The sequence below is a fragment of the Flavobacterium filum DSM 17961 genome (genome assembly GCF_000425465.1).
GTDB lineage: Bacteria > Bacteroidota > Bacteroidia > Flavobacteriales > Flavobacteriaceae > Flavobacterium > Flavobacterium filum.
The window spans coordinates 182,020-206,038 of record NZ_AUDM01000004.1 but is presented as its reverse complement, the minus strand read 5'-3'; the positions used below and the strand labels follow the sequence as shown (position 1 = coordinate 206,038).

28 protein-coding genes and 1 tRNA gene are annotated in these 24,019 nt (G+C 34.2%); 7 read left to right on the top strand and 22 right to left on the bottom strand.

Translation table 11 applies throughout. From position 1 onward, the window contains the following. Nucleotides 1–90: 90 nt before the first annotated feature. The 3 genes from H601_RS0102395 (at nt 91) to H601_RS16875 (ending at nt 1,288) form a co-directional block, all read left to right on the top strand. Nucleotides 91–474, top strand: coding sequence for a pyrophosphohydrolase domain-containing protein (locus H601_RS0102395; RefSeq protein WP_026710023.1), 384 nt, complete (start codon nt 91–93; stop codon nt 472–474). 333 nt (nt 475–807) lie between these two features. Next, nucleotides 808–895: transfer RNA gene (locus H601_RS0102390), tRNA-Ser, on the top strand. 258 nt (nt 896–1,153) lie between these two features. Further along, nucleotides 1,154–1,288, top strand: a complete 135-nt coding sequence (locus tag H601_RS16875; protein WP_276974603.1) for a hypothetical protein — start codon at nt 1,154–1,156, stop codon at nt 1,286–1,288. An 88-nt stretch (nt 1,289–1,376) separates the two neighbouring features. Here H601_RS16875 and H601_RS0102385 read toward each other — a convergent pair whose 3' ends face one another. After that, entirely contained in the window at nt 1,377–1,592 is a 216-nt protein-coding gene (locus tag H601_RS0102385; RefSeq protein ID WP_342663340.1) for a hypothetical protein, read from the bottom strand. Then, a complete protein-coding gene (locus H601_RS15095) occupies nt 1,552–1,761 on the bottom strand; it encodes a hypothetical protein (protein WP_245571600.1) in 210 nt (69 codons plus the stop codon). The genes H601_RS0102385 and H601_RS15095 overlap by 41 nt, the downstream gene beginning before the upstream one ends. A gap of 402 nt (nt 1,762–2,163) precedes the next feature. Between H601_RS15095 and H601_RS0102375 the strand changes: the two genes are divergently transcribed. The 4 genes from H601_RS0102375 to H601_RS0102360 all read left to right on the top strand — a co-directional run bounded on the left by H601_RS0102375 (nt 2,164) and on the right by H601_RS0102360 (nt 6,595). Continuing rightward, the gene (locus H601_RS0102375) at nt 2,164–2,760 is read left to right on the top strand and encodes a Crp/Fnr family transcriptional regulator (RefSeq protein ID WP_026710021.1); all 597 of its coding nucleotides are present in this window, start codon (nt 2,164–2,166) and stop codon (nt 2,758–2,760) included. Next, nucleotides 2,760–3,974: a hypothetical protein gene (locus H601_RS15090; protein WP_051220633.1), complete on the top strand. Its 1,215-nt coding sequence runs from the start codon at nt 2,760–2,762 to the stop codon at nt 3,972–3,974. Before H601_RS0102375 ends, H601_RS15090 begins: the two co-directional genes overlap by 1 nt. Before the next feature lie 86 nt (nt 3,975–4,060). Continuing rightward, complete coding sequence (locus H601_RS0102365; RefSeq protein ID WP_026710020.1) at nt 4,061–4,615, top strand: fasciclin domain-containing protein; 555 nt, start codon at nt 4,061–4,063, stop codon at nt 4,613–4,615. A gap of 177 nt (nt 4,616–4,792) precedes the next feature. Further along, a complete protein-coding gene (locus tag H601_RS0102360; protein WP_026710019.1) occupies nt 4,793–6,595 on the top strand; it encodes a hypothetical protein in 1,803 nt (600 codons plus the stop codon). Here H601_RS0102360 and H601_RS0102355 read toward each other — a convergent pair. The 20 genes from H601_RS0102355 to H601_RS0102260 all read right to left on the bottom strand — a co-directional run bounded on the left by H601_RS0102355 (nt 6,592) and on the right by H601_RS0102260 (nt 24,008). After that, nucleotides 6,592–7,032 carry an RrF2 family transcriptional regulator gene (locus tag H601_RS0102355; RefSeq protein WP_026710018.1) on the bottom strand — a complete coding sequence of 147 codons (441 nt, stop codon included), beginning with the start codon at nt 7,030–7,032 and terminating at the stop codon, nt 6,592–6,594. The two genes, H601_RS0102360 and H601_RS0102355, sit on opposite strands and share 4 nt — an antisense overlap. Before the next feature lie 58 nt (nt 7,033–7,090). Then, nucleotides 7,091–7,531 carry a hypothetical protein gene (locus H601_RS15985; RefSeq protein ID WP_051220632.1) on the bottom strand — a complete coding sequence of 147 codons (441 nt, stop codon included), beginning with the start codon at nt 7,529–7,531 and terminating at the stop codon, nt 7,091–7,093. Between the two features lie 94 nt (nt 7,532–7,625). Next, nucleotides 7,626–8,351 (bottom strand): iron-sulfur cluster repair di-iron protein, encoded by a 726-nt coding sequence (gene ric, locus H601_RS0102345; protein WP_026710017.1) that lies wholly within the window; start codon nt 8,349–8,351, stop codon nt 7,626–7,628. A gap of 89 nt (nt 8,352–8,440) precedes the next feature. Then, nucleotides 8,441–9,754: an alginate export family protein gene (locus tag H601_RS0102340; RefSeq protein ID WP_026710016.1), complete on the bottom strand. Its 1,314-nt coding sequence runs from the start codon at nt 9,752–9,754 to the stop codon at nt 8,441–8,443. 64 nt (nt 9,755–9,818) lie between these two features. Then, nucleotides 9,819–10,733 (bottom strand): bifunctional molybdenum cofactor biosynthesis protein MoaC/MoaB, encoded by a 915-nt coding sequence (gene moaCB / locus H601_RS0102335; RefSeq protein WP_026710015.1) that lies wholly within the window; start codon nt 10,731–10,733, stop codon nt 9,819–9,821. 2 nt (nt 10,734–10,735) lie between these two features. Then, nucleotides 10,736–11,176 (bottom strand): molybdenum cofactor biosynthesis protein MoaE, encoded by a 441-nt coding sequence (locus H601_RS0102330; protein ID WP_026710014.1) that lies wholly within the window; start codon nt 11,174–11,176, stop codon nt 10,736–10,738. Beyond that, nucleotides 11,169–12,251, bottom strand: coding sequence for a HesA/MoeB/ThiF family protein (locus H601_RS15080; protein ID WP_035655386.1), 1,083 nt, complete (start codon nt 12,249–12,251; stop codon nt 11,169–11,171). The genes H601_RS0102330 and H601_RS15080 overlap by 8 nt, the downstream gene beginning before the upstream one ends. Nucleotide 12,252: 1 nt before the next feature. Beyond that, entirely contained in the window at nt 12,253–12,480 is a 228-nt protein-coding gene (locus tag H601_RS15075) for a MoaD/ThiS family protein (protein WP_035655384.1), read from the bottom strand. Between the two features lie 86 nt (nt 12,481–12,566). Then, entirely contained in the window at nt 12,567–13,154 is a 588-nt protein-coding gene (mobA, locus tag H601_RS0102315) for a molybdenum cofactor guanylyltransferase (protein WP_026710013.1), read from the bottom strand. Continuing rightward, nucleotides 13,145–13,870 carry a sulfite exporter TauE/SafE family protein gene (locus tag H601_RS0102310; protein WP_026710012.1) on the bottom strand — a complete coding sequence of 242 codons (726 nt, stop codon included), beginning with the start codon at nt 13,868–13,870 and terminating at the stop codon, nt 13,145–13,147. Before H601_RS0102310 ends, mobA begins: the two co-directional genes overlap by 10 nt. A 2-nt stretch (nt 13,871–13,872) precedes the next feature. After that, nucleotides 13,873–15,060, bottom strand: coding sequence for a molybdopterin molybdotransferase MoeA (locus H601_RS0102305; RefSeq protein ID WP_035655382.1), 1,188 nt, complete (start codon nt 15,058–15,060; stop codon nt 13,873–13,875). Continuing rightward, nucleotides 15,060–16,004 carry a GTP 3',8-cyclase MoaA gene (moaA, locus tag H601_RS0102300; RefSeq protein WP_245571599.1) on the bottom strand — a complete coding sequence of 315 codons (945 nt, stop codon included), beginning with the start codon at nt 16,002–16,004 and terminating at the stop codon, nt 15,060–15,062. Before moaA ends, H601_RS0102305 begins: the two co-directional genes overlap by 1 nt. Before the next feature lie 22 nt (nt 16,005–16,026). Further along, entirely contained in the window at nt 16,027–16,296 is a 270-nt protein-coding gene (locus H601_RS0102295; protein ID WP_026710009.1) for a DUF6755 family protein, read from the bottom strand. An 11-nt stretch (nt 16,297–16,307) separates the two neighbouring features. After that, entirely contained in the window at nt 16,308–16,823 is a 516-nt protein-coding gene (locus tag H601_RS0102290; RefSeq protein ID WP_026710008.1) for a Rieske (2Fe-2S) protein, read from the bottom strand. A gap of 9 nt (nt 16,824–16,832) precedes the next feature. Further along, nucleotides 16,833–17,405, bottom strand: coding sequence for a 4Fe-4S dicluster domain-containing protein (locus H601_RS0102285; RefSeq protein ID WP_026710007.1), 573 nt, complete (start codon nt 17,403–17,405; stop codon nt 16,833–16,835). Between the two features lie 10 nt (nt 17,406–17,415). Continuing rightward, nucleotides 17,416–19,632, bottom strand: a complete 2,217-nt coding sequence (locus tag H601_RS0102280; protein WP_026710006.1) for a molybdopterin oxidoreductase family protein — start codon at nt 19,630–19,632, stop codon at nt 17,416–17,418. Between the two features lie 13 nt (nt 19,633–19,645). Then, entirely contained in the window at nt 19,646–20,701 is a 1,056-nt protein-coding gene (locus tag H601_RS0102275) for a hypothetical protein (protein WP_026710005.1), read from the bottom strand. Nucleotides 20,702–20,742: 41 nt separating this feature from the next. Further along, a complete protein-coding gene (locus tag H601_RS0102270; protein WP_026710004.1) occupies nt 20,743–22,068 on the bottom strand; it encodes an MFS transporter in 1,326 nt (441 codons plus the stop codon). A gap of 27 nt (nt 22,069–22,095) precedes the next feature. Continuing rightward, nucleotides 22,096–23,556: an MFS transporter gene (locus tag H601_RS0102265; RefSeq protein ID WP_026710003.1), complete on the bottom strand. Its 1,461-nt coding sequence runs from the start codon at nt 23,554–23,556 to the stop codon at nt 22,096–22,098. Nucleotides 23,557–23,633: 77 nt separating this feature from the next. Then, a complete protein-coding gene (locus H601_RS0102260) occupies nt 23,634–24,008 on the bottom strand; it encodes a group III truncated hemoglobin (protein ID WP_026710002.1) in 375 nt (124 codons plus the stop codon). Between the last annotated feature and the right edge of the window lie 11 nt (nt 24,009–24,019).

Sequence of the window (24,019 nt, the reverse complement as noted above, 5' to 3'; positions counted from 1 at the left end):
ACTTATTTTTCAACAAAAATAGTTAATAGTTTTTAAAACTTGTAAGTATATTTCATGGAATGAAATGTTAAATTTACCAAAAAATAGAACATGCAAAAACAAATAAAATCGGTTCAACAATTTCATGAAGCTTTTGAAATTGGCTATAAAAATGAGCCAACTGTAGGTCTAGGAGAAGCCAAAAATTTACTTCGTTTTAATTTAATGAAAGAAGAAAATGAAGAATATTTAGAAGCCGCAATGAATAATGATATTATTGAGGTTGCAGATGCATTAGGAGATATGCTCTATATCTTATGTGGAACAATTATTGAACACGGTTTACAACACAAAATTGAAGAAGTTTTTGATGAAATTCAAAGAAGTAATATGAGTAAATTAGGTGAAAATGGCAAGCCTATTTATCGAGAAGATGGAAAAGTGATGAAGGGGCCGAATTATTTTAAGCCTAATTTTGAAAAAATATTCAAATAGCAAGAAGAATTTATATTTATTAGCATTTTATCGACTATTTTTATCATTCATCAGAATTATTTTTTTTAATGATATGCTCGCTATACATTTGACTCACCATAGCATAAGTAGGTTAAGTTTATGGTAGATTTGGGGCAAAAAGGGTGGAAGTGATTCCACCTTTTTTATTTTATATTAATTAGGATATCACTTTTTTGTGTATAGAAACAATTGATATAGAAAGCATTAGTGTAGAGTAGTATAAAAAGGTTAATTTTTAAAATAAAAAGGTTTGCAAATCCCGAAAATCGTTCTATATTTGCACTCGCAATCAGAAAATGATTGTTTTTTATTGGAGAAATGGCAGAGTGGTCGATTGCGGCAGTCTTGAAAACTGTTGACTGTAACAGGTCCGGGGGTTCGAATCCCTCTTTCTCCGCCAGCTAAAATGCAAATGGTTACAAAACCCACTAAATTTAATGTTTTAGTGGGTTTTTTCTTTTAGGGTATTCCAAAAGTATTCATTAAATATCAATGTCAAAGGTGTCTTTTGAGGTGTCACCTGTTTATTAAAAAACGAAGTGACACCTATCAATAAAAGTGAGGGTTTACAACCCATTAGTACCGCTTCAAAATTTAAACATCTTGTGTAAAACTATTGAATGATTTAATTTAATACTAACATTAAAGGTTACCAACCATGAACACAACAGTATCAATTCTCTTTTACATAAAAAGAGCCAAAGCCAACAGTCAAGGGATTTCTCCAATTTATGTTAGAGTTACAGTCGAATCTAAATGGTTTGAATTTAGTAGCAAGAAATATGTGAATTAAGAAAAATGGTCAGTAGATGGAAACAAAGTTAAGGGGGCAAGTGAGCTTTCCTACAATTCGGAAAAGGATACCAATCAAAACCGAACTATTATTCTTTAGATTTTGTCAACCATTTGAGCAACAAGGTTACAAAAAAACTAACAATTGCACCAACACAAGCCAAAATTATTGTCCGGAAGATATCAACTGAAGTAATATTGGGTACGATACTCAATAAGGTTCCGCCGGCAGTTCCCACTTTCAACGAAAGTGTATTGTCGAAACTAGCCATCAGGTTCGCCTCCTTGGAGCTGACCTTCTTCATCAGCTTCTTTTTTGGCAAAATCCTCAACAGTTACCTGACTTACTGCTGACATAACTCCTCCGGTTACGGCAATATATCCGGCTGCGGTGACAACTGCTGCCGGCAAGGCAACCGGTGCAGCCAAAACAGAACCACTAATGTCCAATAAGGCAAGGCCTATGGTACCCAATATCTTGAAAAACTAGGGGGTGGGAGCTTTCGTTCGTTTAGCTATATTCTTGACAATAGTTTCACCTAACGGTTTAAAATATTTTTGCTATATTTAAGTCTTGATTCCGGTTTTTATTTTCTATTCATAACCCGTTGGGTGTAATTAAATTTTGGAAATAATTTTGCCACTAATTCACTAATTTTTTGCATTGATTATTCGATTTAATTCGAATTTTCATCGAAGATGAACAAATTATTGCTTTTGATTAATTTATAATTCGAGAATTCGTGGTAAAAAAACCAAAATAAACTTGAATAAAATAATTACACCCAACGGGTTATTCATATATTTTTATTATGATAAATGTCATAATTTATAAAACCACAATTAAAGACCTTTGTATCTCTAATTAAACTTGTCATGCAAATCGATTTAGATTTACTTTTCACTTGGGGAGCTGTTGCAAAAAAATATAAAAAAAATGATATTATTTTTTATGAAGATGATAGAGCTTTATTCTATTATCAAATAATCGAAGGTGCAGTAAGAATGTACAATTCAAATGAAGAAGGCAAAGAGTTTACGCAAGGTACATTTGGAAAAGGAAATAGTTTTGGTGAACCTCCTTTATTTATTAATGAAGTTTATCCAACTACAGCAATTGCATTACACGATAGTGTAATTATAAAATTATCAAAAGAAAAATTAATGCGAATTTTAGAAGATTATCCTTCAGTAAAACTCTCGTTCTTAGAATTATTGGCACAACGCATTTATAATAAAACCATAACATTTAAACAAATCATTAATCAAAATCCAGAACATCGGATTAAATGTTTTTTAGAAAATTATAAAAAGCAAAATAAATTAAGTTCTACTGAAAAAGTATTTATACCGTATACTCGACAAGAAATTGCAGATTTTACCGGATTGAGAGTTGAAACGGTCATAAGAACTCTTTCAGAGATGAACAAATCTAAAAAAGTGAGCATCGAAAAACATAAATTATATTTTTAATGAAAAAACTAAACTTAACACATTGGATTAAAATATCATTATTTAGTTTATTTGTTGTTGCTTTTTTGGGTGTTTTAATGCGTTATAAAATTGCTTTTGAATTGCCCTTTCTTGCCCAAAAAAATATTCAACATGCTCATTCACATTTTGCATTTGCCGGATGGGTTACCCAATTGTTAATGGTGTTGATGGTTCGCTATTTATCTCTTTATACTTCAGAATCAATAATTTCAAAATACAATATTTTATTCCGGATTAATATAATTGGAGCCTATATAATGTTGATTAGTTTCATCATACAAGGGTATGGTTTTATTTCCATTCTCTTTTCAACCTTGAGTATTTTTGTTTTTGTTTGGTTTGCCATTTTGTTTTACAAAGATTCTAAAGAAATTCCGTCAAGTTCACTGACCAAAAAATGGTTTTTGGTCGCATTGTTTTTTGGAGTTCTTTCATCTATTGGGACTTTTGCTTTGGCATATATGATGGCTACTAAAAATGTGCCACAAGATTTATATTTATCGTCTATTTACTTCTATCTGCATTTTCAATACAACGGTTGGTTTTGGTTTGCTTGCACCGGATTATTTGTCAGTTTAATTCCTGCTGATTTAGAGAATACAAAAGAAAACAAAACAGTTTTTCAATTATTTGCCTGGAGTTGTATTCCTGCCTATTTGTTATCGGTTTTATGGTTAAAACTACCGGCTTGGGTTTACGCACTCGCAGTAATTTCTGCTATAATTCAATTGATTGCATGGTTTAAATTAGTAAAATTATCATTTACAATTTTTAAATTAAACCCTCGCATCGCTGGATTTTTAAAAATTCTCTTTATTGGAATTGCCTTTTGCGTAACACTGAAATTAGTATTACAATTGGGTTCTGTTTTTCCGGCTATCAGCAAATTAGCTTTTGGATTCAGACCTATTGTGATTGCCTATCTTCATTTAGTTTTATTAGCAATCATCAGCGGATTTTTGTTAGCCTATCTATATACCAACGATTTGGTTTATAGAACTTCAAAAACAGTATTTTTTTTAATACTTTTTATTGTAGGCATATTTTTAAACGAGTTGATTTTAGTTCTTCAAGGAATCTTTTCCATTAAATATGTGCTTATTCCTTATGCTAATGAGTTGCTATTTATAGTATCAATTATTCTTTTTACTGGAATTTTCGGAATGGTGTACTTTAATAGAAAAAAAGTCTAAAAAAAGTACATTCTTATGATTTCACTCATAAAATTTCTTTGTTAAATATGTGAACTTTGATTCAGAAATTTTAAAGAAACTTAATTATGAAAAAAACAATTCAACTTCTCTTTATTACCGGGTCTATGCTGGTATTAAGTTGTAAAGAGAACAGTGAAACTCCTCAATCTACTGCTCCAGAAAATGGAGTAGACTTAAGTGTAGGACAAGAAGGAGTCGTAGATGAAACCTCTAATCCGAATATTGTTCAGGTGGCTTCAGGAAGTAAAGACCATACTACATTGGTTACAGCAGTTAAAGCTGCCGGTTTAGTTACTTCTTTAAGCAATGCCGGTCCTTTTACGGTCTTTGCTCCAACCAATGCTGCTTTTGATAAACTTCCTGAAGGAACAGTAGAGGGTTTATTAAAACCGGATAAAAAAGGAGATTTGGAAAATATCTTGGGGTATCATACTTACGTTGGTTCTTTAAAAACAGAATATATGCAAGACGGTCAAGAATTTGATATGGTCTTTGGTGGTAAAGTTAAAATCACCAAAGATGGAGATAAAACATTTGTTAATGGATCAGAAATTGTCGCCAGTATTCCAACTGCCAATGGAATTATTCATGTAATTGGAGACGTTTTATTACCCAAATAATATACTTATTTTTCTTATTTAATTATTAATTCAAAAAAGCGTGATGTGTCGTACTCACGCTTTTTTTTTATAAATACAAATTATAGTTTTGTTAAATATGAATGAACATGATTAAAATCATATTTTGCTCCTACTACAAAAAGCATCTTTGTGACTTTATACTAAAAACATCATTTAATGACAACTCAACTTCCTACTCATACGTTTCATATTCCTGTTATGGGATTAGCATTTACCATTGACAGTCCCATTCGAGTGGCTCAATACGGTATCGATTCAGTTATTTCCATTGCTGACGATGAATTAATTGAAAAAATGAATGCGTTTTATGCTGAAAAATTTCAAATCCCTTATCAGGAAATAACAAAAAAAATACAGGATTATCGAGCTAAAAGAATTACATCCTATTTAAATTTGGTAGATACGGTTGTGAAAGAAAAATTTGAACTATACAAAACAGAATTAGCCCACAGCAAAACAAGTTTGGAACATTTCATCGCAATGTTGCCAACAAAATCTGAATTAAAAACCAAATTAGATACTTTTTTATCCGAAGGTATTTCTTGTCCAACACAGCTCAAAACCTTCTTGGAAAAGAATTTCTTTCCGGGTAGTATTGACGTCAATATCATGACTAAACTCGACAAAGATAATTTTGATGGAAATGAACAATTGCCTGTCGAATTTAATGATGCACATGCGGCTTTGCGTGGGTTTGTAAATTCTACTGTAGAATCTTCACTGGTTTTTTCGGCAGGAATGAATCCGCGATTATTCAGTTATATGGAACAGTTTGACGTTTTCTATCCAACAGCTGAAGGTTTACTAAAAAAGAAAATTATTTTAAAAGTAAGTGATTATCGTTCAGCTTTAATCCAAGGTAGTATATTAGCAAAAAAAGGCATTTGGGTATCGGAATATCGAATCGAATCAGGACTAAATTGTGGCGGACACGCTTTTGCAACTGATGGATTACTATTAGGTCCGATTTTGGAAGAGTTCAAACAAAAGAAATCAGAATTAATCCAATCTACCTCTGATTTACTCAACAAGGCTTTAGTTGCAAAAGAAAAAGTAGTTCCGGAACAACCTCTACCCTTAAAAATTACTGTTCAAGGAGGAGTTGGAACTGCTGAAGAGCATCAATTTTTATTGGATTATTATCAAGTAGATTCTGTAGGTTGGGGGTCACCCTTTTTATTAGTTCCAGAAGCTACTTCGGTTGATCAGGAAACAAGGGATTTATTAGTGAAAGCAAAGGAAAACGATTTTTATCTCAGTAACATTTCACCTCTTGGTGTACCTTTTAACACAATTAAAGGAACTACGAATGATTTTTATAAAAACCAAAGAATTGAAGCTGAAAAAGCAGGTAGTTCGTGTCCTAAAAAGTTTTTGGCCTTGAGTAAAGAATATGATCCTACCGGAAGTTGCACCGCTTCTAAAAAATACCAAGACATCAAATTAGATTTGTTGAATGAACGTAAAAATGAAATTTCAGCAGAGCAATTTATAAAAGAATTCAAGCAAATTACTGAAAAATCATGTCTATGTGTTGGTTTAGCCAATTCAAGTTATTTAGAAATGGACATTCCTATCAAAGGTCAGTCGCAAGGAGTTGTTATTTGTCCCGGACCTAACTTAGCGTATTTTAACAAAGAAGTTTCATTATTTCAAATGGTTCAACATATTTACGGAAAAACAAACGAATTAGTTACAGTAAATAGACCACACTTTTTTATCAAAGAATTGTCGCTATATCTAAATTATTTCAAAAAAGAAATTAATGTATTTGAAGAAGCTACTTCACAACAACTAAAAAAAGTAAATCAATTTAAGTCCAACCTATTAGAAGGCATTTCGTATTATAAAACACTTTTCGAGAACAATCACTATTTTGCAGATTTAAAAAGTAAAATTTTCCAAGAACTAAATCAGTTTGAATCAGAACTAAAAAAGGAAAAAGAAGTACTTGTTTAACTTTTTGTCTTTAAAAAAGTTTCACCCGATTTTAAACCAAATGCTAATTCTTCTAAATTAGTAGATTCGAGCATTTGTCGTAAGTTATTTCGAATGGACATAAATTTTTCGTGCAACGGACAAGGATGATTTGCATTGCATTTTTCCATGCCTAATCCGCAACCTTTGAAAACAGCATCACCATCAATGGAATGAACAATGTGAGCTAATTTTACTTTTGAAATTAATTTTGTAGGAATATAAAAACCGCCATTGACTCCTCTTACCGATTGAATAACACCCTCTTTGGTTAGCTTTTGAAGAATTTTTGCGGTAAAAGCTTCGGGAGAATCAATCTCTTTGGCAATGTCAACAAAACCAACTTTCTTATCCAATAAAGAATTATTGGCAATAAAAATGGCTGCTTTAATGGCATATTCACATGATTTTGAAAACATAGCTACTTTTTTAATGCAATATTAAAAAATTAATATCAAAAAATTCAACTCGTATTGATTATTGAAAATAATTGAAATATTCTTCTAAATACGTTTTAAAATCTTCTGTTTTTTCAACAGTAACACCTTCAGAAAGACCATCAATTTTAGTTTTTAATGGAATTAAATAATTGTGCAATTGCTCATGGGCTTCACCGGTCATGGTACACTTTTTAAAAATCATGGAAAACTCAGCTTTTAAATTTGAAATTAATTCTTCAGAATTTCCACTTTCAGTTGAGTAATCTGTAATTAATTGTTGCATATTTTTAATGCCTTGGGTTGTTTCAGCATTGGCTTCCCATAATTGACCTTCGTTTAGTGAAACTGTAGGAAATTGAAAATCGTCCTCTTGTTCCATTGCTGTTTCAACAACTGCTTCATTGTTATTTTCCTTTTGTTGACAAGAATACAATCCTATAAAAAATAGGATCACTAAAAATTTAAATAATGTTTTCATCTTTTGTATTTTATAAATTGGAAAAGACTGCCTTAAAAAAGCAGCCCATTCCAGTTCTAAGAGTTAGTAAAGTGGTATTTCTATTTAATTTAAGTTACTCAAAATCTGCTTGTAACCGAATCGCTTTTGGAAACAAAATATTATTTTCCAGATGAATGTGTTTGTGTAAATCTTGCTCAAACTCTTTCAGCATTTGATAGGTTACTCTATACGTTGTACAAGCATCTGCGGGTGGAGTAAATCCATCAGTTAAGGTTGCAATCGTTGCAAAACGATCACCTTCAACTGTATGTTCGTCTTTCATCATTGCAATCGGATTTTCAACCGTTCCAAAATGAGGTTCTTGGATGGGTTGATTGTCTTTTTGTGCTTTCACCATTTTTTGGATGAAAGGAAAAAGAATCAATTCCTCTTTTTTCATGTGTTGAGCTAAATCACCTGCACTTAATTTGAATAAAGAATTAATTTCAAAAAGTTCCGGATGACGTTCGCCATGCACTTTGCATAATTTATCTAAAAACTGAAGTAATATAGGTATTTTTTCTTCTACATACGAATGATGTTTTTCAACAATATATTCGATTAATAAGGAAGGTGACCATGATTTGAAATCAATTGATTGGTCATTTGAATTTTGAATAACTTCTTCTAATTCGCTTTCAATTTCTTGAACAGAGAAACCTTTTCGCTCACAAACTTCAGATAAGGTTCTGTGTCCCTTACAACAAAAATCAATACCATGTTTTCCAAAAACGGATGCGGCTCTGTAATCTTGGGCTACCATTTCTCCAATGGTCATTTCGTGTGATAAAGTATTCATAATGTATCATTTATATTTATGATACAATATTACAATGTATATTACGAATGGATTATGACCAAAATCATAAGCAAAATGATAAATGAATTTTAAAATAAAATTCCTATAAATTTTTGCGTCGTATTTGGTCTGAAAATCAACATGATATAAGCCCAGTTTTGTGTAGAATTCAAATCTCCTCCTTTAATAAATTCATAAGTGTCTGTTTGAAACAAGTGGCTATATCCTCCTTGAATTGAAAAAGCGGGACTGACTATAAAGCCAATACTTAAGTCGATTTCTGAACCCAAACCTGAACCCAAGTTTTCTAAACCATTATTGACATATGCATTGGCTTGAAAATAATGATAATCTAACTGTATAAAGAACTTTTTGGAAAACTCATATCTACCCTTTAGATAATAATCGTTTAACCCCACGGAATTGATATGACGATTGGCCACATAAAACACATCCATGTAGCCGTTAAATAAATGGTTGGTTCCATATAACGGATTAAATGAAAAGTTCTTCTCGGTTTCGTTGGTATCAGTACCACTCAAGAATTCAAATCCGGCAATCATTCGAAAACGCTTTCCGGTAGTTTCATCATGAAAAAATGAACGCTGATATTGTGCACTTACATCATAACCCGATAACAACTTACCAACAAAATCTTTTCCTGTTTGATAATATGCAAAACCTGAGAGTTGGTTTTTTCCAAAAGTATATTTCAAGGTTGGCAAACCAAGCGTGAGATTATCAAAATGAGGATTTCCTTCCAATTGAGCATTTTGCCGGGATTCATTCCATGCTAAAAAGGAATAATACCAGTTTTCACTCTTGTTTTCATAGCGAAGCATTTGAGCACTTTTGTATTGATTAGGAACTATAAACGGAGCCTCTGCTACAGGTAGATTACCTCCATTTTGATTATAGCCCCCACCAATATATAATTTTCTGTTTCCTTTTTCATATCGAATCATTGCAAAATCGTGTGCTCTAGCTTGCATAAACCAATCGAGATTTCCCAAAAAACGAGCATTATCATAATTCAATTCCTGACGCCCTACTTTGATTGACCAGTTATCATCAAGTTTATAATGAGCCCAAGCTTCATGTAATGATAAATTGTTATCGCTAAGTTTTACCTGTGGACTATCACCCCAGGTGCGAACATCTTGAACCGACATAAACATTGTTAAATTTTCAAAAGAAAATTGAGCCTGCAATCTAGCTCTTTGAGTGATAAAATTGGCAGCCTCTTGCTGTTCTTTAAGGGGGTCTATATGTCCGTGTCGATATTCTGCTCTTTGTAAAATTTGACCATTTATTTCAAATTTTCCTTTTTCTTCATTTTGAGCATTTAAAACAAAATAAGAAAAAAAGAGGTAAATACATAGAACTGAAGAATGTTTATTCATAGTTTAATTATTTAAAATACTGGGTAAAAGTATCTACAATTAATTACAAACTACATGACAATTATCAATCCTCATTATGTTTAAAAAAATTCCTTACTCTAAAAACATGAAACAATGCAGGAAAAACGGCATCAATTGATTCTGAGACACCATTGGTTGAACCTGGGAGGGCTATGACAAGCATATCATTTTTAAAACCTGCCACACTTCGTGATAACATGGAATATGGTGTTCTTTGTTGTCCATAGTTTCTAATTGCTTCAACAATTCCCGGTATTTCTTTATCTAACAGAGGTTTTATGGCTTCTGGAGTTACATCTTTCGGAGAAAGACCAGTGCCACCGGTGATTAAAATTAAATTGCATCCTTCAGATTCCATAGCATTTATATTCTCTTGAATTTGTTGAATGTCATCAGGGATGACTTTATAATCAACAATTTCAGCCTCAAACGCTTTCATTTTCTCCATGATGATTTTTCCTGAGCGATCCGTTTTTTCTCCGGCAGAAATACTGTCTGAGCAAACAATTACCCCAATCTTTACCTGCGAAGCTATTTTTTGATAATCCGTTTTACCACCAGTTTTTTGAATTAACTTAATAGTTGAAACTTCTATAGATTTATCAACAGGCTTTAACATATCATACATTGTGATGGCTACAACGGATGAGGCATACATCGCTTCTACCTCAACACCCGTTTTATAAATTGTATGAATTTCGGTTTGAATTATAATGTCTAGTCCGTTAATTTCAAAGCTGATTTTAGTATATTCAATCGGTAATGGATGACAATCAGGTATAACGTCGCTGGTTTTTTTAGCAGCAAACAAACCCGCTGTTTTAGCCATTTCAAATACATCTCCTTTTGGAATTTGCTTTTGAATAATCTTATCAATTGTTTCCTGACTACTTACTTTAACTATGGCTTGGGCAACAGCTTTTCTAAGCGTACTATTTTTGTGTGTAATATCGACCATGATTAGTTTAGATTAGTTTTCCATTGGTGATTGCTATCTGAAAAAAGTTCTTTGCCCCATATGGGTACTTCCTTTTTGATTCTTTCTACAAGATATTCACAGGCATCTATGGCTATTTTTCTGTGTTTTGAAGAAGTGAACACAAACAAACAAATTTCTCCAGCCTTAACTTCTCCCAAACTATGGTAAATATGCAAGCATGTTAAGTCGAATTGTACGAAAGCTTGTTCTCTGATTTGAAATAACTTCTCTTCGGCCATAGTTTCATGTGTTGTATACTCAATTGCAGTTACTTGATTGGAGTCAACTTCATCGGCTCTAACTTGTCCTAAAAAAATAGAATGTGCACCAATATTCGTTTTTACACTATGATGTGCAATGGATTGAGCGATAAAATCAGGAGTGATAGCTCCGTTTATAAAAACTTTCTTTTTTTTATGCATGATGGTGATTTTTAATAAATAGTTCAATATTGTATGGATAATAATCCACTATTGATTGAGGAAGCAATGTCTTATAGATCTCGTAAGCAACCTTACTTCTTTTTCCTGTTTGACACACAAACAGAATTTTATTGGCGGTTAATTCTTGTATTCGATCCGGTAATTGATGTAAAGGAATTTCGAGGCATTTTAATGGAAGTCTTGGTACTTCTTCTTTATTTCGTACATCTACAATCAATGTGTCTTTATCCAATATAGTTAAAATTCCTTCTTTATCTTTTTCGGTTTTGTAGCCACAATAATAGCTATAATCAAAATCTAAAATATCCTTTGCGGTCAAAGGTGTTTTGATTGTTTCACTTCTTGGTACTATACCTAAACTCTGAAAACTGTTTTTCAAAAAATGAAAATACATCAAACTGTTTGACTTTAATTCTTTTGGGTAAAGCACCATTTTTATCAATTCATTGGCCATAAAATACCCAACGATTTGTGGTACTGTTGCAAATACTCCCTGAGCATTACAATCAGGAATTAAATTGGCTTTTGGCGGTATAGGAAACAAGTCTCTGTAGGTTGTTTTTTCTGCATCATTAACAGAAAAGTTCCAAACAGCCCATTGTCCTTCCCATTGAAAAACAGCACCATATACCCAAGGTTTATTGAACAATACACACGCATCATTAATTAAATAACGGGCATCAAAACGATCGGTTGCATCTACAATTATATCGTAGGACTTAAATAGTTCCAGTGCCTTCTCGGCATTTAGGAAAAAAGGGTATTTAATAATATTGACTTCGGAATTCATCAATAGGAGTCTTTGTGCCGCTACTGCTACCTTAGCTTTTCCCACATCTTGTTCTGTATACAACACTTGACGTGGCAAGTTGGAGATTTCTATTGTATCGCCATCCATAATTCCAATGGTACCTATACCGCAAGCAGTTAATTGTTGCATTACGGGCACTCCTAACCCCCCCGCACCTATAATTAAAACAGAGGTATTTTTTATTGTTTCTTGACCTTTGTTGCCAAAACCTGCCAATGCGATATGTCTTTGGTAACGTTCCATTTTATCCTCCTGAAAATGGTGGCATCAAAGCCAATTCTTTTACATCCTCTACTACAAAATTAGCAGAAGCCATTTGATGGTTTACTGCAAATTGAATGGGAATATCCTTTAACAAAGGAAATTGATTCCTCAAAAAAACCTCCATATCTCCAATAGTTTGAAATGAATCCCATGGAACTTGATCCTTGTCAATGTATTCTGATAAAATTCCAAAAAGTAAAATAGTCATAAAATATTGTTTATTATGTTGGTTTTCTTGACCAAATTTAATTCTTCAAATATGGTTGGTGGAGAACATTTAAGGTTCATTTTAATTTAGTCCGGAGATTTGTTCGCTTTAATAAAGTAAGCTTTCAATTTTTCTAAATCTTCAGGCTTGTTGCAATTTAGTAAAATTTCGTCATCAATCCACGCATCTACGGAATAGATTTGTATATTTATTTTCTCTAAAAAATCCATCATTTTGTAATTTCCATTTTGAATTTGATTTGTAATCACTGGTAAAATACACTTATGATAAATACCAATTAGAGGATACAAACGCTCTTTAAAACTCACAACAGTACATGGTCCTTTTGCATGATTCGCAAGTGATTGTAGCACCTGAGTCGGAAACAGAGGAATATCACATGACAAATAACACACATAGGAAGTTGGAGCATGTTTCAATGACTGATAAAGGCCTCCCAATGGTCCTATTTGTGGGTTATTGTCCGAAATAGACTGTAGCCCATATTTTGTGTTTTCACTCTCTTTTGTAACCAGAATGGGGCTATACCCTAACTTTTTAATAGCATGCGTTATCCGTTCTAAGAATGTATATTCTCCCAAAACTAGATTTGCTTTGTCGTATTTCATACGCGAACTATTTCCTGCTACGGTAATATAAAAAGTTATGTCCATATCAGTTTTATTACAGCAATTAAAAGTACCAATGCTAAAATCTTTTTTAGTAAAGATTCATTAAAACGATTGGCTCCAAAATACGACCCTAAAAATCCACCTACCAAAGTTACTCCAAGTATATTCAAAAAACTATCGGGAATATAAATTTGATTTTTCCACAACCCAATTAACCCTGAAATAGAATTTACAACTATAAACAAGGCACTTAGTATGGCTGCTTGTTTTACGTTTGACCATGAAAACCAGAGCAAAACCGGGGTTAAAAGAATTCCTCCCCCTATTCCTATTAATCCTGAAATAAAACCAATCACAGCTCCGGTAAACCATAAAATCCAAAAGGAAGTCACTTTGATTTCATGGATTTTTATGTTGTCATTTCTTATAAATCGCACAATCGGAATCAATAGTACGGTTGCTAAAAGCCATTTAAATGCTATTGATGGCATGCTGATACTTCCTCCCAAAAATGCCATGGGAACTGAGCCTAAAAATAAGGGCATAAGTAATGATAGATCAGGCTTTATTTTTCTTCTGAAATTTAAAAAAGCTACAGATGCCACTACTATATTTAGCAAAAGAGCATTGGTTCTAATCTCTAAAGGCAACATCGCCATTAGTGTCATCACAGCAATATAACCACTTGCACCACCATGTCCAATTCCTGCATATAGAAATGCGACCAAAAAAAATAACAACAACCAATACACTTCCATGGTTAAAAGTCAATGTAATTAAGCTCAATACCTTCTGAACATTGTTCCATAAAATCCGGTAAGCAAACCAAAGCATTTGCTCTTGAAAAAGCATCCATTCGATAACTTTCTTGTCCTTGTAAAAAGTAAAGTTTGTTCTGCTCTTGATAGGCCTTAACCCAATGAGTAAGCCCTTGTTTCTTTTGATAAGGAGTTAACAAAGATCCTTTTTTGAAGGTTATAAAATCCCCTTCAGGTTGCATATATTTCCTTAGAAATGGTTTTACATAAGTATGAAAGCAACTAAAAACCGCCGCTGGATTTCCTGGCAAAGCAAAAACATATTGTGAAATTTTGCTTCCAAAAAAAATAGGTTTACCCGGTTTTTGTTGAACTTTATAAAACAATTTATTTATTCCAATAGACTGAAGTGATGCTTGCACAAAATCGAAATCTCCTACGGAAATCCCACCGGTTATTAACACTACATCAGAACATTCAAGTGCTGCCTTGATGCTCTCTGAAGTGGCACTGAAGGTGTCTTTGGTATAAAACAATTTCACAATTTCTATTCCTAAATCGTCTAACAGTGTAGTTAATGTAATACCATTTGACTCATAAATCTGTCCAAACTTTAGTGTTTCTCCAGGAGCAATTAATTCATCTCCGGTAATAACCAAGCTTACTTTTGGTTTTCTATATACATCGAGATTTGTTATTCCAAATGTTGATAGAAATGAAATTATACCACTACTTATTTTGGTTCCTTTATTTAAAATTAAAGTATTTTTTTGGGTTTGAGAGCCCAAAGTCCGAATGTGATCCCCTTTTTGAATGGGTTTATCCAGGAATTTCATCTGATTGTCATCACTCAAAATCCATTCTTTCATCACAACTGTATCTGCCCCTTCTGGTATTGGTGCACCGGTAAATATCTTGTAAGCTTCACCCGGAGATAACTGATAACATTGGGTGTCGCCAGCTTTAACTATGCCAGAACATATGATGGTTTTGTTTTCATGCCAATCACTCCAACGAATAGCATAACCGTCCATTGCTGCATTTGTAAAAGGAGGCACAGCGATGGGAGCAAAAATATTTGAAGCTACAAAAGCGTCTTTTGCAGCTAAAAGCGGCAACGTTTGTACTGTGGGAAGAGGTATTTGTTTTTCAAGAATTTCAAATGCCTTTTGAACTGTTATAAAATCCATCAGCCACCTATTTTGATCATACTTCTATTATCGATTAATTCAGGATTTAGCTTAGTAAAATCACCTTGCATTTGTCCACCTAAAGCTTGGTGTTTTAAGAATAACGCTTTACGAATAATGGGTTCAATGGGTGCACTACTTCTCAATGTTGTAAGTAAATCTAATTCGTCTTTGCCAAAAAGGCAATTTTTCATTTTACCATCAGCAGTCAGTCGCATTCTGTTACAATCACTACAAAAAGGTTGGCTCATGGTAGTAATGAAAGCAAAAGTCCCTTCGAAACCAATCACTTTAAACTTTTTTGCTGTATCGTGTTTTTTATCTTTAAGTTTAACCACATCAAACTGAGATGAAATTTGTTGAAGCATTACGTCAAATGGAACTACTTTTAGAGAGTTCCATTGGTTTTTATCGAAAGGCATAAATTCGATGAATCGCACATGCAGGGGTAATTTTTGAGTAAGTTGGACGAAATTCACAACCTCATCTTGATTTACACCCTTCATAACAACTACGTTTAGCTTGACCGAAAATTTATGTTTAATCAATAACAAAATATTTTCCCAAACCTGATTAAAAGAATTTCTTTTGGTGAGTTCATGGAATTTTTTTGGACACATCGTGTCTAAGCTAACATTGAGCGATTTTATACCGGAATCTTTAAACGTTTGAATAAATTGATGTACCAAAAAGCCATTAGTTGTAAGCGTGAGTTCAACAGGTAAACCAGACAAGTCCTTAATAATATTTTGGGCGTCTTTTCTAACCAAGGGTTCGCCTCCGGTTAATCGTATTTTAGTAACACCTAAACTGCTGAATGTTTTTGCTATTTCAAAAATCTCTTCTCTTTGCATCAAATGACGTTGGGGCATAAAAGTGATGTCTTCATTGGGCATACAGTATAAACAACGGAAGTTGCAACTATCTGTCAATGAAACCCTCAAATAATCATGTTTTCGTTGAAATTTATCGTATAGCACTTCTTTTGGCTGTTTTAGTTTTTTTGCCCATTGGAATATAGTATAATAATCCAAGACAAATTAAAAAGATGACAACAGAGGCATAAAATGCAATGGTTGCGACATTTTGATCATTGTCCAATGTATAGTTAAGAGCCGTGTAAAGTAGCCAAATTTGTAATCCAACGTTCATAACCAAGATAACAATAACTGTGGATAATATTACATTAAGTTTGTTTGTATTGGCATTATTCTGATTGGTTCTAAAATTACTCATAGTGTTTGTATTTATACCGAAGTATTCGCCTCAGGACCCGTTACAAATATCTCATTATTTCTTACAATCACCTCTAAATGAGGCAATTTACGAGGTGGCGGCCCTGCAATTACGGAACCGTTGTTGGCATCAAAAAAACCATTATGACAAGGGCAAATAATTTGTCCGGAACCCGGTTGGTAATAAACGGAACAAGACAAATGGGTGCATTTTTGTTCGTAAGCTTTGAAAGACCCGTCTTCCAAATGAATAAGAATATAAGGTATGGTACTTCCTTCAATGACAAACGATTTGGTTCCTCCCAAGGGAATGTCTTCAACAGTACAAATAAAATGTTCGCCTTCAACCGGACTCTTCGGGAAAAAATTAGCTTTTGCAGCCACTAATCCGCAACCAAAGGCCAAACCACCTGAAACGAGTGTCAGCATTTTGGCAAATTCACGTCTACCTACTAAAGCGGCATTTTGCTTGTGATAAGGAAAATCTTGTTTCCAATTTTCTTCTTCTTGATTATTTTTCTGACTCATAGTTTTATTCTAATAAATTCGTAATTCGTTGCTGCCTTTTGGCATCATGATGTTCACTTTAGTATTGACAATTTCTTCTCCGAAAATAAAGGTGTTTACCGGTGTGCTGTTAGGTCTCATCTCTGCAATCTCTTCGCGGGTGCCAAAAAACAAAGCTCCACTTGGACATACCGTTGCACACATCGGTTTTTTTCCGATACTGGTTCTGTCATAACACATGGTGCATTTCATCATCAAATCATATTCTTCCACTTTTTTAGGGACTCCAAACGGACAAGCTTGTACACAATTGGAACAACCAATACAACGTTCAGTGTTTGCTGTATGAACAATTCCAAATTCGTCCTTAGAAATGGCGTCAGCAGGACAGACATTGGCACAAACCGGGTCTTCACAATGCATACAAACTTGTACCGTGGTTTGAATTGTCGTTGCACGATCCACATAATTTACGTGAATCATGGATTCGTGACCGTTGGTTTCGCATTCAGCACACGCCATTTCACAGGCTTTACATCCGATACAACGTTGCATGTCTACAAAAAACTCTAAGTTAGGATTATACATATTTTCTATACTCATAGTATTTTTTTTAGGTACTTTGATATGCTTTAACCATTTCTGAAGCCGGAGCTATTTCTCCTAATGGTTCTAATTTACATGCTGACACTTTAAATTCCGGAATTTTAGAGATTGGATCTAAGGTTCCAGGAGTTAATTGGTTTGCTGATTTTTTTCCAGGCCAATGGTAGGGAATAAAAACGGTATCTGTTCTGATCGTGTCTACGATGTTTGCCGGAAATATTGCTTCTCCCCGACGGGTAGAAACTTTTACCAATTCTCTTTGTTTAATACCAAATTTGGAAGCCATATCCGGATGAATTTCCAACAATGGTTCTGGGTATTGATTAACTAGTTTTCCTATTCTTCTGGTTTGCGTACCACTAAGGTATTGTGAAACCACTCTACCTGTAGTTAGGATTACAGGATATTCTTCATCTGTAATTTCTCCGGGAAGTTTATAAGGAACCGCATTAAAATGTGCTTTCCCATCGGGCGTTTTAAATTTACGATCTTCCCATAGTCGAGGCGTTCCGGGATGTCCTTCAGTTGGACATGGCCAAAACACACCCATTTCATCAACTATTCGCTTATACGTAATACCATAATAATCTGCGGTACCTCCTTTGGATGCAACTCTTAATTCATTAAAAATAGCTTCACTATTCTCATAGGTAAATTTATCTTTTACACCTAATCTTTCTGCTAACTCGAGAATGATGGAAGTATCTGTTCGAGCGTTTCCTGGAGGGTTAACTGCTTTATTAATTTTAATTACTCTCCCTTCTGCTGAAGTAGTGGTTCCTTCTTCTTCCTCTTGCAACGAACCCGGTAAGACGATATTAGCATGTCTGGCAGTTTCATTTAAAAAGAAGTCAATACAGACGTAATATTCCAGTTTTTCTAGAGCTTCGCGTACGTAATTACTATTAGGCAATGATACTAAAGGATTAAAACATATCGATATCAACCCTTTGATTTCCCCGCGATGTATGGCTTCAATTATTTCGTAGGCAGAAAGTCCCTTACCGGGCATCTCTTCTTCTTTGATTCCCCAAACATCTGCAATATATTTTCGATGTTCCGGGTTTTCAATATCTCTGTTTCCAGGAAGCTGATCGCACTTATGACCATGTTCTCTTCCGCCTTGCCCATTTCCTTGACCGGTTATGGTTGCATATCCGCAATAAGGTTTACCAATTCTTCCGGTAGCTAAAACCAAATTAATACACCCTAAAACATTATCTACACCTTTGGAATGGTGTTCAATTCCTCGTGCATGTAATAAAAAACTGGTGTTGGCATTGCCCCACCATTCTGCTGCTAATTTAATTTTTTCTTTATCAATACCGGTAACTTCCTCTGCCCACTCAAGTGAATAGTCTTTAACTGATTCAATTGTTTGCTCAAAGCCTGAGGTATGATTATCAATAAAATCGTGATCTAACATATCGTGTTGCACGAGGTAATTTAACATTGCACCATATAATGCCGAATCGGTACCCGGTCTAACATCCAAATGCAAATCGGCTGTTCTCGCTAAAGGTATCACTCTTGGGTCTATTACAATAAGTTTGGCTCCTCTATCTCTGGCTTTCCAAATCCAATGCGTCAACGTTGGAAAAGTTTCACTCACATTGGCACCAGCAACTATGATTACTTCTGCCTTTTCGAGGTCTGAGTAGTTGTTTGAGCCGCGGTCTAATCCAAACGCTTTTTTATTTCCAGCCCCTGCACTTACCATACATAAACGCCCGTTATAATCGAGGTTTTTAGTTTTTAATGCTACCCGAGCAAACTTTCCAACTAAATAACTCTTTTCATTGGTCAAAGAAACCCCTGAAAGCATGGCAAAAGCATCATTGCCATAGGTATTCTGAATTCTTTTGATTTCGGAAACTGTTTCAGACATTGCATCTTCCCAAGAAACAGTAACAAAACCTTTTCCGGGTATACTTTTTATCGGATCCATTAATCGATCCGGATGATTATTTTGTAAATATCGCTGAACTCCTTTTGGACACAATCTACCTTCATTAAAAGGAAATTCCATCCAAGGATCAAAGCCAACCACTTTATCATTTTTAACCAAAAGTTTAATTCCACATTGCATGCCACAAAAACAGCAATGTGTTTTGACTACTTCATCGGGTTCGTCTCTTCCCGGAAAACCTTCTTTTGGGGGATAGTTCAACGAAGGTCCAAATTGTTCAATAATTTTTTCTACTTCAACAGGTAGTTTTGCCATAACATTTTTTATTTTATCCAAATAAATTTCCACCTTTTAGCCTTGCTTCTAGGTGGGCTTTTGCTAATAATGATCTTTTTCCTTCCGGACTTAAATCTAAGTGAGACGTACCATCAGGTTTATCAAAATTAAAACCTAATTCTTTGGTCACTTCTTTCAAATCGTTTACGTGCATTTGGGTATCAAATTGATTGCCGGTATGCGGACAAACAGCCATTCCTTGTTTGATGCCTTCTTCTCTATAAATGTGAGCACCTATTTGAGCCGGTCTTTGTATGATGTGGAAAAACTTTCCAAAGGGAATCCATATTAAAAATATAATCACCGAAATTGCATGCAAAACAGCTAAAAAGTCAAAAGCAAAACCTTTCATAAACTGGTAGGAATAAGTCAACCCTAGCCCGGTCACTGAAATAATAATTAATAATATTAACGGCAACAAATCACTTTCAAAGTTTTGGGTAGCAATTAGACCGGGTTGTGTTAAACGCTTGCGTAAGAAATACAAAGATCCAAATATTACCATATACGAAGACCAATTTAATGCGTGGAAAGTCATAAATGCAATCAACGATCCTAACTTAAAATTAAAGACTGTAAATCCAAAAAAATGAGCCTCATAGATATCAATACCTCCCGGAGCTAGCGTAAAGTGTATCCATCCAAAAGTCAGTGGCAAGGTAATGGCAAAAGCAGTCATACATCCAAAAGCAATTAGAAAGTGGGCCAACCAACGGTATTTTCCTCTTGGGTATACAAATTTTTGAAGGCCAATATTTACAACGCTTTTTTTAAGAAAAAATCCAAAATGATATAAAATCCTTCCATTAAAAAACAATTGAAAACCTCTTTTAAAGTACATCCATGTAGGAGGTCGTTGTATCCAAACAGTATAACGATATGTCACACCGAACAGTGCAAAAATGGTTCCGAATAAGTAGGTAATTAATGCCGCATCAAAATTTTGCAAATCTCTTGAACCATAGAAAATGAGTGCGAGTAGTAAAGCTGTTACTGCAAATGCAACCAATAACGCTTTACCGTTTAGAGTTCTCAATATCGTTACCATATTATTTTTTGTTTAAATATACAAATTACATTTAGAATAGCCTAACTCGGTCTTTCACAACCTTTTCGAGTATAATAAGACCAATTAATCCAGGTTGCCCAAATTGAAATAACTCCAATCAAAGCAAAGAAAGGTATGGCTGTTCCGGTGATTTCGATAGACTGACCTATAAAAATATTATAAATAAAGGGGCCGAATGCAGCAATTGCGGCTGTCCAACCAATTACTCCGGCAGCTTTTCTTGGTGAATCAGAAAAAATAATGGGAAACTGTCTAAAAGTTGCCGCATTACCCACACCGGTAAAAAAGAAGATGACCATGACTAAACCAACAAACCAAGGAAATTGTTCCATAGAAGTAGGCGTTAACACACCCATAAAAATCATTAATGCAATACAGCTAACAATTGCTATTCCGGTAATATGTGTTAATATTGCTCCTCCTGTTTTATCTGCTATTTTTCCAAAAACCACTCTTACAGCAGAACCAATTAAAGGGCCATAGAAAGCATATTTCAGAGGGTCCGGTGCCTCAGGAAATTCGCCGTACAAAATTTTTATTAGCAATGGAAATGCTGCAGACATACCGGCAAAAGTTCCAAAGGTCATAAAATAAGTCAACGTGCAATACCATGTATGCTTAGAACCAAAAATATCTAATTGTTCTTTGAAAGAAGCAACCACCGGTACGCTTCTAAGTTTTATCCAAGAAATAATCCCCATGATAAACAATGGAATTACATAAAAGAAGGCTATATTTTGAAGATAAATGACTTGACCTGAATCTACTACAGTTTGACCTCCACCCCAAAAGGTAACGATACTCACCCCGAGTAAAATCGGAGAAATTAACTGTACCAAACTCACTCCAAAGTTACCAATACCCGCTTGTATTCCCAAGGCAGTTCCGATAAGTCTTTTAGGAAAAAAAGTACTTGTACTAGGCATGAAAGAAGAGAAATCACCTCCACCCATACCCATTAAAAAAGCAATCACCATAAAATATCCAAATGTTGAATTAGGATCGCCAACAGCATAACCAAGCATTAATAAAGGAATTATTTTAATTAGAGTAGCTACTGTAACAACCATTCGGGTACCGAACATTGGTATTAAAAAAGTGTGCAAAATTCTAAACAAACCTCCAGCTAGACCAGGCATGGCTGCTAACCAGAAGAGTTGCATTTTGGTAAAACTAAATCCAATAACAGGCAATTTAATAACCACTACACTGAAAAGGAACCAAGTTGCAAAAGACATTACTAAACTGATTGTAGTAATGGTGAGTGTATTCCAGGCAATTCTTTTTCCTGTAGATTCCCAGAAAATCTCATCTTCCGGATTCCAATTTTTTATCCAACTACTCATATATATAAAATTAAGTTTACAAAACAATTATTCTTCTGCAAAAGAGCCTTTGGGTTCTTTTAAAAAAAAGAAACAAAACAAAAAACTAACAGCAGCACCTGCCGCAATGATATAAAAAAATGTTTGAGCATCAACCATCGAAAAAATAACTAAATAGACAACTGCTCCTACGTTGCCGTATGCACCTGCCATTCCGGATATTTGTCCAGTCATTTTTTTATTGACAAAAGGAATAACTGCAAAAGTGGCCCCTTCTGCACCTTGAACAAAAAGCGAACAAATTATAGTGACTGCTACTGCCAACCATAGCGACCAAGTTGCGTTTATAAAAGACATAGAGAAAAAACCTAAGGCTATTCCAATCATGTAGATTAGCATTGTACGTTTTCGATTACCTAATTTGTCTGATAACCATCCGCCAAAAGGTCTTGCAAATAAATTGACAAATGCAAATGAGCCTGCAACAATTCCTGCTAAAGTTGGAGATATACTAAAGGTTTCCTGAAAGAAAAAAGGCAACATAGAAACTACAGCAAGTTCTGCTCCAAAATTAGCAAAATAGGTAGTATTTAACGCTGCAACACTGCTAAACGAATATCTATCTTCAATTGCTATGCCCTTCTTTAACAATGGGATGTTTATCTTAAGTGTCTTTATGATATGCATTACGAAGAAGATAGCTAAAATTATCCAAATCGCATATAACCATTCCTCGGTTAAGAATTTTTCGGTACTCCCATTTGAAATTTGAACATTACTCAACCGCCAGGCCAATAGCCCAAGGGCACCCATTAATGGGAATGACCAAATAATCAATTGTATCAAATCACTCCAAGAGGTTGCTATCAAAGGTTGTGTTTTCTTTATTCCTTGAAATTTTTTATCCTCTGGAGTATCTCTTACTACAATATAAAAAATAATTCCATATACAAATGAAACTAAAGCATTTAATGCTAACGCATAACGCCAACCATTTTCGTACTGACTAAAAATCTCTAAAGCTATCCAAGGCAAAGTCATTGCTGCAAAAGCAGAACCAAAGTTACCCCACCCTGCATACAAACCTTCGGCTCTACCTACCATATTGGGTGGGAACCAATCGGCAACCAAACGAATTCCAATTACGAATCCTGCACCAATGCAACTTAAAAATAATCTGGCAATCAGCAATTGCATGAAACTTGTTCCAAATGCAAAAAATAAAATCGGTATTGTCATTACCATCAAAAGAATACTAAATACCTTTCTAGGTCCGAACCGATCTATTAATGATCCAATCACAATTCGAGCAGGAATAGTCAATGCTACGTTAGCTATTGCAAGAATCTTTATGTGATCCGGAGTTAACCAATTTAACTTTTCTAACATGGTACTAGCAATTGGTGCCATGTTAAACCAAATATAAAAAGTTATAAAAAATGCTATCCAAGTATAGTGCAATAGCTTGATTCTCGGTTGCGAGAAATCGAGAAATTCTGGTTTGCCCATAATATAAGTCCTAAAAGTTACCGCAAAGTAACTATTCTATAATTAAATAAAAACTGATAAATATCATTTAAACAAAATTATAAATTTATGGTCTTATACATAATCACATCTGAAATATTCTTGGCTCTTTCTTTAATTTCTTCGGCTTTTTCACCTACAAAAAGTTCATCTACCGTTTGTCTGAAAACTTCATTCCAATGATTAAAATGAGCATGGGTTAACGGACATTTGTTGTGCAATTCTTTATGTTTTTGCATTGGATTTCCGTCAAAGTTTCCGGTAAAAAACAAAACATTATCCCAAAAATCATACATTTTAGGCAAATGATCTTCCCAATTCACTTGGGCAACATCATTAAATATAAAACCTATTACTTGATCGGTTTTAATTTTATCATAAAAAGCATCTACTAATCGGATGATATCACTTCGGTTTTGTATATCTTTTCTCATCGTACTTTAAA

What these genes read in the sequence shown, in the direction of transcription:
- H601_RS0102375 (WP_026710021.1), top strand. Translation starts at nt 2,164, where the DNA reads ATGCAAATCGATTTAGATTTACTTTTCACTTGGGGAGCTGTTGCAAAA.
- H601_RS16875 (WP_276974603.1), top strand. Translation starts at nt 1,154, where the DNA reads ATGAACACAACAGTATCAATTCTCTTTTACATAAAAAGAGCCAAAGCC.
- H601_RS0102385 (WP_342663340.1), bottom strand. Translation starts at nt 1,592, where the DNA reads ATGAAGAAGGTCAGCTCCAAGGAGGCGAACCTGATGGCTAGTTTCGAC.
- H601_RS0102340 (WP_026710016.1), bottom strand. Translation starts at nt 9,754, where the DNA reads ATGAATAAACATTCTTCAGTTCTATGTATTTACCTCTTTTTTTCTTAT.
- H601_RS0102355 (WP_026710018.1), bottom strand. Translation starts at nt 7,032, where the DNA reads ATGTTTTCAAAATCATGTGAATATGCCATTAAAGCAGCCATTTTTATT.
- H601_RS0102365 (WP_026710020.1), top strand. Translation starts at nt 4,061, where the DNA reads ATGAAAAAAACAATTCAACTTCTCTTTATTACCGGGTCTATGCTGGTA.
- H601_RS0102310 (WP_026710012.1), bottom strand. Translation starts at nt 13,870, where the DNA reads ATGGAAGTGTATTGGTTGTTGTTATTTTTTTTGGTCGCATTTCTATAT.
- moaCB (WP_026710015.1), bottom strand. Translation starts at nt 10,733, where the DNA reads ATGGTCGATATTACACACAAAAATAGTACGCTTAGAAAAGCTGTTGCC.
- H601_RS0102290 (WP_026710008.1), bottom strand. Translation starts at nt 16,823, where the DNA reads ATGAGTCAGAAAAATAATCAAGAAGAAGAAAATTGGAAACAAGATTTT.
- mobA (WP_026710013.1), bottom strand. Translation starts at nt 13,154, where the DNA reads ATGGACATAACTTTTTATATTACCGTAGCAGGAAATAGTTCGCGTATG.
- H601_RS0102270 (WP_026710004.1), bottom strand. Translation starts at nt 22,068, where the DNA reads ATGAGTAGTTGGATAAAAAATTGGAATCCGGAAGATGAGATTTTCTGG.
- ric (WP_026710017.1), bottom strand. Translation starts at nt 8,351, where the DNA reads ATGAATACTTTATCACACGAAATGACCATTGGAGAAATGGTAGCCCAA.
- H601_RS15075 (WP_035655384.1), bottom strand. Translation starts at nt 12,480, where the DNA reads ATGACTATTTTACTTTTTGGAATTTTATCAGAATACATTGACAAGGAT.
- H601_RS0102330 (WP_026710014.1), bottom strand. Translation starts at nt 11,176, where the DNA reads ATGCATAAAAAAAAGAAAGTTTTTATAAACGGAGCTATCACTCCTGAT.
- H601_RS0102395 (WP_026710023.1), top strand. Translation starts at nt 91, where the DNA reads ATGCAAAAACAAATAAAATCGGTTCAACAATTTCATGAAGCTTTTGAA.
- H601_RS0102275 (WP_026710005.1), bottom strand. Translation starts at nt 20,701, where the DNA reads ATGGTAACGATATTGAGAACTCTAAACGGTAAAGCGTTATTGGTTGCA.
- H601_RS0102295 (WP_026710009.1), bottom strand. Translation starts at nt 16,296, where the DNA reads ATGAGTAATTTTAGAACCAATCAGAATAATGCCAATACAAACAAACTT.
- H601_RS0102305 (WP_035655382.1), bottom strand. Translation starts at nt 15,060, where the DNA reads ATGGATTTTATAACAGTTCAAAAGGCATTTGAAATTCTTGAAAAACAA.
- H601_RS0102260 (WP_026710002.1), bottom strand. Translation starts at nt 24,008, where the DNA reads ATGAGAAAAGATATACAAAACCGAAGTGATATCATCCGATTAGTAGAT.
- H601_RS0102360 (WP_026710019.1), top strand. Translation starts at nt 4,793, where the DNA reads ATGACAACTCAACTTCCTACTCATACGTTTCATATTCCTGTTATGGGA.
- H601_RS0102265 (WP_026710003.1), bottom strand. Translation starts at nt 23,556, where the DNA reads ATGGGCAAACCAGAATTTCTCGATTTCTCGCAACCGAGAATCAAGCTA.
- H601_RS0102280 (WP_026710006.1), bottom strand. Translation starts at nt 19,632, where the DNA reads ATGGCAAAACTACCTGTTGAAGTAGAAAAAATTATTGAACAATTTGGA.
- H601_RS15090 (WP_051220633.1), top strand. Translation starts at nt 2,760, where the DNA reads ATGAAAAAACTAAACTTAACACATTGGATTAAAATATCATTATTTAGT.
- H601_RS0102285 (WP_026710007.1), bottom strand. Translation starts at nt 17,405, where the DNA reads ATGAGTATAGAAAATATGTATAATCCTAACTTAGAGTTTTTTGTAGAC.
- H601_RS15080 (WP_035655386.1), bottom strand. Translation starts at nt 12,251, where the DNA reads ATGGAACGTTACCAAAGACATATCGCATTGGCAGGTTTTGGCAACAAA.
- H601_RS15985 (WP_051220632.1), bottom strand. Translation starts at nt 7,531, where the DNA reads ATGAAAACATTATTTAAATTTTTAGTGATCCTATTTTTTATAGGATTG.